The sequence below is a fragment of the Aliiroseovarius zhejiangensis genome, assembly GCF_014656375.1.
Lineage (GTDB): Bacteria > Pseudomonadota > Alphaproteobacteria > Rhodobacterales > Rhodobacteraceae > Aliiroseovarius > Aliiroseovarius zhejiangensis.
The window spans coordinates 43273-56132 of record NZ_BNCH01000009.1; the positions used below are offsets into that span (position 1 = coordinate 43273).

Genomic DNA, 12860 nt, shown 5'->3' on the forward strand with positions numbered 1-12860 from the left:
ACACAATTTGTTTCGCAGAAAACAAGTCCGATTCCATGGACAAACACCCTTCGGAGGCGTTAGGTAAAAGGTCAGGAGCTTTAATTAATGTTAAAGACGCGCGCCAAATATGCACTTGGGCAGATTGTCCGTCACCGGAAGCATCCCTTCCGCGGTGTGGTGTTTGATGTGGATGCCATGTTCTCGAACACCGAGGAATGGTATGACGCGATCCCCGAAGACAGTCGCCCTCAGAAGGACCAGCCGTTCTATCATTTGCTGGCCGAGAACGACCAAAGCTACTATGTGGCCTATGTGTCCGAGCAGAATCTGGTTGCGGATTATTCCGGTGAACCTGTGGGCCACCCGGACCTGCCGGAGTTTTTCGGTGATTTGGAAGATGGCCAGTATCCGCTGCATGTTCAGCTGAACTGACAAACCCCCGACCCTTCTGCATCAGTATCCGATGGCGCAGCCATCCTTGCGCGGGTCCGACGCCCCGATCAGGATCCCGCGCTCATGATCTATGCGAATCGCCTGTCCGCCACCAATCGGCGTCTCGGTCAGAACGATCTTGTGCCCCATCGCGGCCAGTTGCGCCTGTACCTCGGGATGATAACCGCGCTCCAGTCGCAGCACGCCCTGATCGGCAAAGCAACGGGGCGTGTCGATCGCGGTCTGCGCATCGATCCCGAAGTCCACCATATTGCTCAGAAACCGCACATGGCCATTGGGTTGATATGCCCCGCCCATCACCCCGAACGGCATCGTAACCTGCCCGTTTTCGCGCAGCATTCCGGGAATGATCGTGTGCATCGGGCGCTTGTTGCCTCCCGCTTCGTTCGGGTGGCCCGGCGTCAGGTTGAACCCGGCGCCCCGGTTCTGAAACAGAATGCCGAACTTGTCCGATGCCAATCCGGATCCAAAGGCATGAAAGATCGAATAGATCAGCGAAACCGCCATCCGGTCACGATCCACCACCGTCAGATAGACCGTATCGCGGTGCACCGCTTCGCTGATCCAGTTGGGTATGTCCCTCGCGCGGCGCGGATCGATCAGGGTGGCCAGTTTCTCGGCAGTGTCATCCGACAGCATATGGGACAGTCGCGTGGTGTTATCGGGGTCGGCGATGAACCGGTTGCGCGCGTCATAGGCCAGCTTGGCCGCTTCGGCTTCAAGATGGGTACGATCAGCCCCCACCGGGTCCAGATCCGTCAGGTCGAAATGCGACAGGATCTTTGCCATCAGTATGGCCGTCGCGCCTTGCCCGTTCGGTGGATGCTCGACCAGGTCGATCCCCTTGTAGGTGCCATATATCGGATCTGTATAGAACGCCTGCGGCTGGGCGAGGTCATCCCGTTCATGGGTGCCACCCATGGCTTTCAGGCTGGTGACCATATCCTCGGCCACCGTGCCTTCATAGAACCCGGCGCGGCCCTTTTGCGCGATCATGCGCAAGAGCTCGGCCTGTTTCGGTGCGCGAAAGATATCGCCGACCTGCGGAGCGGCGCCGTTGTGCAGATAGAAATCACGCGCGACACCGGACAGGTTCCCTTCACGCGCAGCACTGGCCCAATCCAGCGCGACGCGAGGGGCAACGGGAACGCCCGTTTCTGCGTAGTGGATCGCCGGGGCAAGCGTTTCGGCCAGGGACAATCGGCCCCAATCTTCCGACAAGATGCAGAACGCATCGACCGCACCGGGAAGTGTCACGGCGTGGACGGATCGTTCCGGTATTCGGGTGAAGCCATCGTTTCGCAACGCATCTGCGGACAACCCGGCAGGTGCCCGGCCTGATCCGTTCAGGGCGATGATGTCTTTCCGGTTCGGGGCATCCAGCAGGACAAAGCAATCGCCGCCGATCCCGGTCATGTGAGGTTCGCAGATCCCAAGCAGGACGCCAGCGGCAATTGCCGCATCCACGGCATTCCCACCCCCGTTCAGGATCTGGACGGCGACCTGCGCTGCCAGCGGGTGAGATGTGGCGCAGATCCCGTTCGTGGCATAAACCGGTGAGCGTCCCGGCAGGTGAAAGTCTCGCATGGTCCCTCTCGGTCGGGGTTTTGCGAAGCCTACGAGTAGACGCGGATTTTTCCAACATGCAGGTTCCCTGACAGGCTGGAACAAAAGTGTGACGAGCGCCACACAGGTCAGATGATCTGCGTGTCCGCCAACTTGATGGTAAACTCCAACTTGTTGCGGACATTGCTGCGGTGATAGCGCAGATCCCGCGTCAGTTCCTGAATAAGCGACCAGCCAAAACCGCCTTCGGGCAGGTCTTCGACGGGGACGTTCAAGCAGTGCTCTGACCTTTTCGGCAGGGCGCCATTGGGCAGGGGCACACCATCGTCAAGCACGGTGAACTCCAGACTGTCTTTCCGCCGCTTCACGCGCAGCTCAACCACGCCGTCCTTGTGGTGGGCATAGGCATGTTCCACCACATTGTTCAGAACCTCCGCCAACACAATTTCGATGACGCCGCTTTCGTCCGACGTCAGGCTCAGACGAGAAAATCCAGTCATCGACGCGCGCAACGCCCGGCGCACGGCCATCGGGCGGGCGGGGAATACCAGGCTCATCTCGTCCGTTTCTGGCGAAAGCGCAGAATTATGCCGCTGGTGAGCTTGCCCCATGAAGCAAAACGCCTCAGCCGGCATCGGCGATGGGGCCGCCCAGCGCGGTTTCGAGTGTGGCGTGGATCGTGAACACGGTATCCATGCGGGTCAGTTTGAACACCTTCTGCACCGTGCCGGAAAGCCCGGCCAGTTCAAAGGACTTTGACGGCCCGACCTGTTTCATGGCCGCCACGATGGCACCCAGCCCGCTGGAATCGATGAAATCGACCTGCGTCATGTCGACGACGATGCGATCTGGCCCCTGGTCAGTCAGTTCGCGCATTCGGTCCTTGAAGCTGATTGCGATGGCTGCGTCGATCCGGTGTTCATTCACTGTGATCACCCGCGCCCCGGCGGTGTCGAAATGGGCAAGTTCCAACTGTATTCTCCTTCCCGCGATTGGTAGAACTACAGTCTAGACGGCGATCGTTACCATTCGGTAAGCGTGGTCGGGAAATTGCTTAGGGATGGAGAGAACGATGAAGAATGTCGTAATCGCAGGCGCGGCGCGCACGCCGATGGCCGGGTTTCAGGGGGCGTTTTCGGGTGTAGCTGCCGCCGATCTTGGGGGGGCCGCGATCAAGGCTGCGCTGGAAGATGCGGGCGCGGTACCTGCCCAGATCGAAGAGCTGTTGATGGGCTGCGTTCTGCCCGCAGGTCAGGGTCAGGCCCCGGCGCGTCAGGCCGGGTTTGCCGCCGGTTTGGGCAAGGAAGTGCCTGCGACCACGCTGAACAAAATGTGCGGATCGGGCATGAAGACAACGATGATCGCTTTTGATCAGGTGACCCTTGGCGGCACGGACATCATGGTCGCGGGCGGTATGGAAAGCATGACCGAAGCGCCTTACCTGTTGCCGAAGATGCGCAGCGGTGCGCGCATCGGCCATGGGGCCGTGGTCGACCATATGTTCCTGGACGGGCTTGAGGATGCCTATGACAAGGGTCGCCTGATGGGCACCTTTGCCGAAGATTGCGCCGAAAGCTTCCAATTCACCCGCGAGGCGCAGGACGATTACGCATTGAAATCCCTGTCAAACGCACTTGATGCGCAGAAGTCCGGCGCATTCGAAGGCGAGATCACACCGGTTACGATCAAGACCCGCAAGGGCGATGTCGTGGTGTCCGAGGATGAACAGCCCGGCAATGCGCGTCCCGAGAAAATCCCGACCCTGAAACCGGCATTCCGCAAGGATGGCACGGTGACGCCCGCGAACAGCTCGTCCATCTCGGACGGAGCGGCGGCGCTGGTCGTCGCATCCGAAGAGGCCGCCAAGGCCAATGGGCTGAAGATCCGGGCCCGCGTTCTGGGTCACGCCAGTCACGCACAGGAACCCAACCTGTTCCCGACCGCCCCCGTTCCTGCCGCGAAAAAGCTGTTGGACCGGCTGGGTTGGACAACCGACGACGTGGACCTGTGGGAAGTCAACGAAGCGTTTGCCGTCGTTCCCATGGCGTTCATGCATGAACTGGGTCTGCCGCGCGACAAGGTGAACGTGAACGGTGGCGCCTGTGCGCTGGGCCATCCCATCGGCGCATCAGGTGCGCGGATCATCGTGACCCTGCTGAACGCTCTGGAAAAACGTGGGCTAAAACGCGGTGTGGCGGCGATCTGCATTGGCGGCGGCGAAGGCACCGCCATCGCGATTGAACGCGTCTGAGCCTGAGATTATAGACAGAGGGGCGCGGATCATCCGCGCCCTTTTCCGATCGGAGCCCCCATGGCGCGCGTCAATTATGCCGAACTTGCACAGGTGGTCGCATCCCTGACCGAAGGCGAACAGGACGAAGTGGCCCTGATGGCCACGCTCACCTGCGAGGTGCATCACGCCGATGACCGTTTCGACTGGACCGGGTTTTACCGCGTCGTTGCCCCTGACCTTTTGAAAATCGGTCCTTATCAGGGCGGGCATGGCTGTTTGCAGATCCCGTTTTCGCGCGGGGTCTGCGGGGCGGCGGCACGCACGGGGCAGGTGCAGCTTGTGCCGGATGTCGATGCCTTTCCCGGCCACATCGCCTGTGCGTCCTCGACGCGGTCCGAGCTTGTCTTGCCGGTCTGGAACCGGAAGGGCGCATTGATCGGGGTGTTTGACATCGACAGCGATCAGCCGGACGCGTTCACGCAGGACGATGCAGACCAACTGGCGGTGATCCTGTCCGCCACTTTCGTAAAATAGCACCGACAGATTGCGCTTGCGTCGAATCATGCTTCTGCGCAATCGTGAAATTATACGTGAAAATTTCACGACCTGTTTCATATCACGCAGGGGATGCCTCGTATGTTGCACAGCGATCCGGTTTCACCACGCAGCCTGGGTGCCGACATTCGTGCGTTGCGAAAGTCGCGCGGGCTGACGCTGTCTGAACTGGCGGCGGGATTGGGGCGATCGGTCGGATGGCTCAGCCAGGTCGAGCGGGATATGTCCGATCCGTCAATCTCTGACCTGCGCGCGGTGGCGCAGGCGCTTGGGGTGCCGATGTCGCTGCTGTTCGCCCATGCTTCGGCCCCGGCGGGCGAACAAGGGTATGTGGTGCGGGCTGGCGCGCGCCGCCCGATGGGCTCGGGTGACGAAGGGTTGATCGAGGAACTCCTGTCCCCTGACCTGACCGATGATTTTGAAGTGGTGCATTCCACTTTCAAACCCCGCTCGAAAATGCAGACCCCGGCGCTCCGACCAACGCAGGAGGTGGGGTACATGGTGTCCGGCAGGCTGGACCTGACCATCGGGGGCCGCCGGTTCACCGTGGCGCAGGGCGACAGCTTTCGCATCCGGGGCGAGTTGCACGAATGGGCGAACCCCTATGATGAACCCGCCGTTGCGATCTGGGTGATCGCGCCGCCGGTGTATTGAGGAGGCCGAGATGCTGCAGGGAAGCTGCCTGTGTGGTGCGATCAGATTTGAAACCGCAGCCCCACCAAAAGGCGTGTCGATGTGCCATTGCGGCCAGTGTCGAAAACAATCCGGTGGCTTATGGTCGTCGGCCTATGTGCCGGAGCGTGAGCTTCACATCGAGGGTGCGGTGAAGTGGTTTGCCTCAAGCCAAACCGCGAAGCGGGGCTTCTGCCCGACCTGTGGATCGTTTCTGTTCTGGAAAGCCCATGACGAGGACACGATCAGCTTCTCGCTGGGTGCCATTGATGGGCCGACAGGTCTGACCTTGGAAAAGCATATCTTCGTTGCCGACAAGGGCGACTACTACGACATCGCGGACGGCGTTCCGCAAAGCGACACCTAACCCCTAAAAAGACGGAGCCTGCTATGTCCGATTTCCCCACAAAAGCCCGCGTCGTCATCATCGGCGGCGGTGTGGTCGGTGCCTCGTCCCTGTATCATCTGGCCAAGAAGGGTTGGACCGATTGCGTGCTTCTGGAAAAGAACGAACTGACCGCCGGGTCAACCTGGCACGCGGCGGGGAATGTGCCGACTTTCTCGACCTCGTGGGCGGTGATGAACATGCAGCGCTATTCGACCGAGCTTTACGCGCAGTTGGGGGACGAGGTGGATTACCCGATGAACTACCACGTCACCGGGTCGATCCGGCTGGCGCATTCCAGGGAACGAATGCAGGAGTTTCAACGCGCCGCCAGCATGGGGCGTTATCAGGGGATGGATATCGAGATCCTGTCGCCCGAAGAAACCAAGGCGCGTTATCCGTTTCTTGAAACCCATGACATTGTTGGCTCGCTTTATGATCCGCATGACGGAGATATCGACCCCGCACAGTTGACGCAGGCGCTTGCCAAGGGCGCGCGAGACATGGGGGCGAAGGTCCTGCGCTTCTGCCCCGCCGAAGGGGTCACGCAACACGATGACGGCACCTGGACCGTCCACACGCCCAAGGGTGACATCGCTTGCGACTACGTCGTCAATGCCGCCGGGTATTACGCACAGCGGGTGGGCGAGTGGTTCAAGCCCTATGGCGGACGCACCGTGCCGATGATGGTGATGAGCCATCAATATCTGCTGTCCGAAGAAATCCCCGAGATTGAGGCCTTCACCAAGGAAACGGGCAAGAAGCTGCCCCTGCTGCGCGATGTGGATGTGTCCTATTACCTGCGGCAGGAGAAACACGGGTTCAACCTTGGCCCCTATGAACCCAATTGCCGCGCCCATTGGCACACCGACGACGACCCGATGCCGGACGATTTCAGCTTCCAGCTTTGGAATGACGATCTGGACCGGATCGAGGATATCGTCACGGATGCGATGGAACGTGTGCCCGCGCTGGGCACAGCAGGCGTCAGCCGCGTGATCAACGGCCCGATCCCCTATGCTCCCGATGGGCTTCCCTTGATCGGCCCCATGCCGGGTGTGAAAAACGCGTTCGAGGCCTGTGTGTTCACCTTCGGCATCGCGCAAGGTGGTGGCGCGGGCAAGGTGCTGGCGGAATGGGTCGTCGATGGGCAAACCGAATGGGATATGTGGGCCTGCGACCCGCGCCGTTACACTGATTACACCGATCACGACTATTGCGTGCAGAAAGGGATGGAGGTGTATGGCAACGAGTACGCCATGCACTTTCCGCGCCACGAATGGCCTGCGGGGCGCGATAAGAAACTCTCACCCTTGCATTCACGCCTGAAAAAGGCTGGCGCCGTGTTCGGGGCATATAACGGGTGGGAGCGGGCCAACTGGTTCGCAAAGCCGGGGGATGACACATCGCTTGAGGCAACCCATACATGGGGCCGATCCGGGCCGTGGGAGGCGCGCATCCGCGAAGAGTGCGAAGCCGTGCGCGACCATTGCGGGATGCTGCCGATCACCGGGTTCACGCGGCTGAAAGTTAAAGGGCCGGGTGCGCGTGATTTCGTGGACAGCTTGACCGCCTCTCGCCTGCCGAAAGAGGGGCGCGTCAGTCTGGCCTATTTCCCGGATGCGCGTGGACGATGCCTGACAGAAATGTCTGTCATGGTGCATGGCCCGGATGAGGTCGGGTTGATCACTGCCTCGGTCGCGCAATGGCATGATGCCGAGATATTCACGCGGCAGGCGCCGGATGGGATCACCGTAACCGATCATTCCAAGGACGTTGAATGCCTGTTGGTGACAGGCCCGAAATCCCGCGAAATTCTTGGCAAGCTGGTCGTGGGGCATGACCTGACCCTGCCGTGGTTGTCGGCCAGTTTCGATGGTCAGGTCGCGGGGCAAGAGGCGGCATTGCTGCGGGTGTCCTTTGCCGGCGAACTTGGATGGGAAATCCATGCTGCCCCCGATGCGATGCCCGCGATCTGGGACGCGCTTGTTGAAGAAGGCGTCAAACCCTTCGGCATGTATGCGTTGGACGCGCTGAGAATTGAGAAGGGATACAAGGCGTGGAAGGGCGATCTGTCGACGGATTACACGTTGTTGGAACTGGGTCTTGAGCGGTTCCTGCATCTGGACAAACTACAAGACTTTCCCGGCAAGGCGGCGCTGCAGGCAGAAGCGAAAGCCGGACCAAAGAAGCGGTTTGTCACCTTGACGATCGACGCTGGTGATGCGGATGCGCCTTACATGTCCTGCATCTGGCATGACGGCCAGATCGTCGGCGAAACCACGTCGGGCGGGTGGGGTTATCGTGCCGATGCCTCGATCGCCTTGGGCATGGTTCGGGCCGATCTGGCCGTGCCGGGCACAAAGGTCGAGGTCGAGATTTACGGCGAACGGTGTCCCGCCATCGTGCAGCCAGACCAGCCGCTATGGGATCCCCGCAACGAGCGGTTGCGCGCGTGACGGATTGCGCAAGTCAATCCCCCATCCTTGTGGATATCGTGGTGGCGGACGGGTTCGTCCTGACCGAGTTCACGGCCATCGTCGAACTTCTGCGCACTGCCAACCGCGTGACCGCGAAAGAGGCGTTTCGATGGCGCTGGCTGTCAAAGCGCGGTGGCGTGGTGGGCTGCCGTGCCGGGATCACCATCGACACTCACCCCTTCGACAACAAGCATACGGCACAGTATGTTTTTGTGCTGGGCAACTCGGACCCCGATGCCCCGGACCTGTCGATGCGCAAGACGATCAAGGCGTATCAATGGGCCGGTGCGCGTGTGATTTTGCTGTCGGAAGCCGCCAGTCGTTATATCTCCGAAACCGGTGAACAACTGATGAGCCACACCACCCACTGGGAAAACCGGGCGCTGTTGAATGAACGCGGCACGCCCGGCATGGGGTCAAATGCCCTTGCCGCTGATGACGGGCAGATCACCACAAGCGCGGGCATGGGGGCGACCTATGATCTGGTTCTGGGAATCCTGGGCGACCATCTCAGTGCAGCGGCGGTGGCGACGGTCACCGACATTTTCTTGCATGAAACCATCCGCACCTCGTCGACGCTGCAGCCGTTCGGGGGAAAGGAGCTGTCGCGCAGCGGCAATCGTACGCTCGATCAGTGTATCGAATTGATGCAGGCCAATCTGGAGGAACCTTTGCGAATTTCAGAGCTTGCCGGGTATCTGAATATTTCCGAAAGGTCATTGGAACGTCAGTTCCGCAAACATTTCGGCACCTCGCCGAACGCCTACTATCGCGAGCTACGGCTCAACCAAGCCAATACGCTTCTGTTGAAAACTTCGATGAGCGTGCGCGACGTCGGGTTGGCCTGCGGCTTTTCCAACGGGTTCTCGACCTTGTTCGGGCGGCATTTCGGGGTCACGCCCACCGCCCTCAGGCGCGCGCGAGGCCCCGCAGGATGACAGATTTCCGACAAATGTGACGGATCAGAAAGGTTCCGCTCCTGAAGATCATGCCACCGTCACATCAAACCCACATGGCCAAACCCACATGGCCAAACCTGCATGGAGTGAGAGATCATGAGCCTTCCCAATCATGCCCGTGTCGTCATCATCGGCGGCGGTGTCATCGGATGTTCTGTCGCCTATCACCTGACCAAACTGGGCTGGAAAGATGTTGTGCTGTTAGAGCGCAAACAACTGACCTCCGGCACCACGTGGCATGCCGCTGGCCTGATCGGGCAATTGCGGTCGTCGTCGAACATGACGAAGCTCGCCAAATACTCGGCGGATTTGTATCTGGGGCTAGAGGCGGAAACCGGCGTGGCGACCGGGATGCGGCAGGTCGGTTCGGTTTCGGTCGCATTGACGGATGAACGGCGGGAGGAGTTGTATCGCAGCGCCGCCATGGCGCGCGCCTTCGGCGTCCCCTGCGAAGAACTGTCGCCTGCCGAGGTGAAAGAGCGTTATCAGCATATCAACCTGGATGGCGTCACCGGGGGCATCTGGCTGCCCACCGATGGGCAGGCCGATCCTGCCAACATCGCGCTGGCTTTGGCAAAAGGGGCACGGCAACGCGGCGCGGTGATCAAGGAACGCACCAAGGTGACGGGCATTGTCCGGGATGGTCGTCGGGTCACGGGTGTCAACTGGACATCGGATGATGGATCGGATCAGGGCTCAATCACCTGCGACATGATCGTCAATTGCGCGGGCATGTGGGGTCGCGAGGTTGGCAAAATGGCAGGCGTGAACGTGCCGCTGCACGCGTGCGAGCATTTCTATATCGTGACCGAGGGGATCACGGGCCTGACCCAGATGCCAGTGCTGCGGGTGCCGGACGAATGCGCCTATTACAAGGAAGACGCCGGCAAGATCCTGTTGGGCGCGTTTGAACCGAACGCCAAGCCCTGGGCGATGGACGGCATTCCCGACAGCTTTGAATTTGACCAGCTTCCCGAGGATTTCGACCATTTCGAACCCATTCTGAAAGCCGCCTGCAACCGGATGCCGATGCTGGCCGAGGCAGGCATTCACACCTTCTTCAACGGCCCGGAAAGTTTCACGCCGGACGATGCCTATCACCTTGGCTTGTCACCCGAGATGGACAATGTCTGGGTTGCGGCGGGGTTCAACTCGATCGGCATCCAGTCCGCCGGTGGGGCGGGTATGGCGCTGGCCGAGTGGATGGATAAGGGCGAGAAACCCTTTGATCTGGGTGATGTGGACATAAATCGGATGCAGCCGTTTCAGGGCAACAAGACCTATCTTTATGAACGGTCCAAGGAAACGCTGGGCCTGCTTTATGCCGACCACTTCCCGTTTCGCCAGAAAGCCACCGCGCGCGGCGTCCGGCGCACGCCATTCCACCAGCACCTGCTGGACCGGGGCGCCGTCATGGGCGAAACCGCTGGATGGGAACGTGCCAACTGGTTTGCCAATGAGGGGCAGGCGCGGGAATACGAATACACTTGGGGCCGCCCCAACTGGTTCGAAAATGCTGCCGCCGAACACGGGGCGGTGCGCGAGAATGTCGGCATGTATGACATGTCATCCTTCGGTAAGATCCGCGTCGAAGGCCCGGATGCCGAGGCGTTTTTGAACCGGGTTTGCGGGGCTGACATGTCGGTGCCGGTCGGCAAGATCGTCTATACCCAGTTCCTGAACCCCCGCGGCGGGATCGAGGCGGATGTGACCGTCACCCGCCTGTCGGAAACCGCCTATCTGGTGGTCACGCCGTCAGGTACGCGTCTGGCGGATGAGACTTGGATGCGCCGCCATATGGGTGACGCCCGCGTTGTGATCACCGATGTCACGGCGGGCGAGGGTGTGTTGGCCGTGATGGGGCCAAATTCCCGCGCGCTGTTGCAACGCGTCAGCCCGGCGGATTTCAGCAATGACGCAAACCCGTTCGGAACCGCGCAAGAGATCGAACTGGGCATGGGTCTGGCCCGCGCCCATCGCGTGTCATATGTGGGCGAGCTGGGGTGGGAGGTCTATGTCTCCTCAGACATGGCCGCCCACGCGTTCGAAACGATCTTTGAAGCGGGACAGGACATGGGGCTGACCCTTTGCGGGATGCATATGATGGACAGTTGCCGGATCGAGAAGGCGTTCCGCCATTTCGGCCACGACATCACCTGTGAAGATCACGTGCTGGAAGCGGGGCTGGGTTTTGCGGTGAAAGCCGACAAACCGGACTTCATCGGGCGTGATGCGGTACTTGCCAAGAAAGAGGCAGGCCTGTCTCAGCGCCTTGTGCAGTTCAAGCTGACTGATCCGGAACCCCAGCTTTATCACAACGAGCCATTGATCCGCGACGGTGAAATCGTCGGATACCTGAGCTCCGGCGGTTACGGGCATCACCTTGGGGCGGCCATCGGCATGGGATACGTGCCGTGCAAGGGCGAGACGTCGGCCGAGGTTCTGGCCTCGACCTATGAAATCGACGTGGCGGGCACACGGGTGAAAGCCGAGGCGTCACTGAAGCCCATGTATGATCCGAAATCAGAGCGGGTTCGAATGTGACCGGCGCACAGCATCACTTTTCTTGATGCGATCGCCCACGGAAATCTGACTACCGTTTCCCGCTCCAACTGCCATAAAGGCGGGATAAGGAGCGCGCGATGACGGACATGAGCAAACCAAAGAATGAAGATACGCCACAAGGGTTGGCGCTGGCTATTTCGGCCTATTTCCTGTGGGGGTTCCTGCCGCTCTATATGAAAGCCGTGGCTCACATGCCCGCCGCCGAGGTGGTCGCCCATCGTGTCATCTGGTCTGTGCCGGTGGCCGGCGTCATCCTGATCGCGTCCGGGCGCACCGGCGCACTGCGCGAGGCCCTTGCAAATCCGCGAACTCTGCTTCTGGGTGTGCTGACTGCTGCGCTGATTTCCGTGAACTGGGGCATCTATGTCTGGGCCATTGCGCATGAACAGGCGTTGGAGGCCGCGCTGGGCTATTACATCAACCCGCTGTTCTCGATCTTTCTGGGCACCATCCTTTTGGGTGAGCGAATGACCCGGGCGCAGATGGTGGCTGTGGCGCTGGCCTTTGCTGCGGTCGTGATTCTGACCGTCGACGCAGGCCGGTTGCCCGTCGTTGCTGTCGGGCTGACACTGACCTGGGGGCTTTATGCGCTGTGCAAGAAGTCGCTGCCGATTGGCCCCAATCAGGGGTTCATGCTGGAGGTCCTGATCCTTCTGCTTCCCGCTTTGGGTTTTGCGGCGTGGCTGACGGCACAGGGGCAAAGCCATTTCCTGCTGACAGGGATGGATACGGCATTGCTTCTGGGATGTGGCGTGGTGACGGCGGTGCCGTTGATGCTTTATGCCAATGGCGCGAAACTGTTGCGGCTGTCGACCATCGCGATCCTGCAATATATCGCGCCGACGATGATTTTTTTGGTCGCTGTGTTCGTGTTTGACGAACCGTTTGAGGGTGCAAAGCTGATTGCCTTTCCGCTGATCTGGCTGGCGCTGGTGATCTATACCACCTCGATGCTGCGCGGGATGCGCCGCCGCTGAGCCTTGCCCGGCTGCGCCACACAGGCTATCTGG

General features: G+C 60.4%; 12 protein-coding genes. 9 read left to right on the plus strand and 3 right to left on the minus strand.

The window, feature by feature from the left end; genetic code table 11:
• Positions 1 to 87 precede the first annotated feature (87 nt).
• Positions 88 to 414: a heat shock protein HspQ gene (hspQ, locus tag IE188_RS15255; protein ID WP_191287383.1), complete on the plus strand. Its 327-nt coding sequence runs from the start codon at positions 88 to 90 to the stop codon at positions 412 to 414.
• Positions 415 to 435: 21 nt separating this feature from the next.
• On the opposite strand, the gene IE188_RS15260 is transcribed toward hspQ, so the two are convergent.
• From IE188_RS15260 to IE188_RS15270, 3 genes are all read right to left on the minus strand, one after another.
• On the minus strand, positions 436 to 2022 hold the full coding sequence (locus tag IE188_RS15260) for a gamma-glutamyltransferase family protein (RefSeq protein ID WP_191287384.1): 1587 nt from the start codon (positions 2020 to 2022) through the stop codon (positions 436 to 438).
• A 107-nt stretch (positions 2023 to 2129) separates the two neighbouring features.
• Entirely contained in the window at positions 2130 to 2558 is a 429-nt protein-coding gene (locus tag IE188_RS15265; RefSeq protein ID WP_191287385.1) for an ATP-binding protein, read from the minus strand.
• 67 nt (positions 2559 to 2625) lie between these two features.
• Entirely contained in the window at positions 2626 to 2973 is a 348-nt protein-coding gene (locus IE188_RS15270) for an STAS domain-containing protein (protein WP_191287386.1), read from the minus strand.
• Between the two features lie 100 nt (positions 2974 to 3073).
• On the opposite strand from IE188_RS15270, the gene IE188_RS15275 reads away from it, so the two are divergent.
• The 8 genes from IE188_RS15275 (at position 3074) to rarD (ending at position 12827) form a co-directional block, all read left to right on the plus strand.
• The gene (locus IE188_RS15275; RefSeq protein ID WP_191287387.1) at positions 3074 to 4252 is read left to right on the plus strand and encodes a thiolase family protein; all 1179 of its coding nucleotides are present in this window, start codon (positions 3074 to 3076) and stop codon (positions 4250 to 4252) included.
• Positions 4253 to 4312: 60 nt separating this feature from the next.
• The gene (locus IE188_RS15280) at positions 4313 to 4768 is read left to right on the plus strand and encodes a GAF domain-containing protein (RefSeq protein WP_191287388.1); all 456 of its coding nucleotides are present in this window, start codon (positions 4313 to 4315) and stop codon (positions 4766 to 4768) included.
• Positions 4769 to 4870: 102 nt separating this feature from the next.
• The gene (locus IE188_RS15285; protein WP_229836913.1) at positions 4871 to 5443 is read left to right on the plus strand and encodes a helix-turn-helix domain-containing protein; all 573 of its coding nucleotides are present in this window, start codon (positions 4871 to 4873) and stop codon (positions 5441 to 5443) included.
• A 10-nt stretch (positions 5444 to 5453) separates the two neighbouring features.
• Positions 5454 to 5828, plus strand: a complete 375-nt coding sequence (locus tag IE188_RS15290) for a GFA family protein (RefSeq protein ID WP_191287390.1) — start codon at positions 5454 to 5456, stop codon at positions 5826 to 5828.
• Between the two features lie 23 nt (positions 5829 to 5851).
• Positions 5852 to 8305: a GcvT family protein gene (locus IE188_RS15295; RefSeq protein ID WP_191287391.1), complete on the plus strand. Its 2454-nt coding sequence runs from the start codon at positions 5852 to 5854 to the stop codon at positions 8303 to 8305.
• Positions 8302 to 9264, plus strand: coding sequence for a GlxA family transcriptional regulator (locus tag IE188_RS15300; protein WP_229836915.1), 963 nt, complete (start codon positions 8302 to 8304; stop codon positions 9262 to 9264). The genes IE188_RS15295 and IE188_RS15300 overlap by 4 nt, the downstream gene beginning before the upstream one ends.
• 117 nt (positions 9265 to 9381) lie before the next feature.
• Complete coding sequence (locus IE188_RS15305; RefSeq protein ID WP_407648256.1) at positions 9382 to 11829, plus strand: GcvT family protein; 2448 nt, start codon at positions 9382 to 9384, stop codon at positions 11827 to 11829.
• Positions 11830 to 11927: 98 nt separating this feature from the next.
• Entirely contained in the window at positions 11928 to 12827 is a 900-nt protein-coding gene (gene rarD / locus IE188_RS15310) for an EamA family transporter RarD (protein WP_191287393.1), read from the plus strand.
• Positions 12828 to 12860 lie beyond the last annotated feature (33 nt).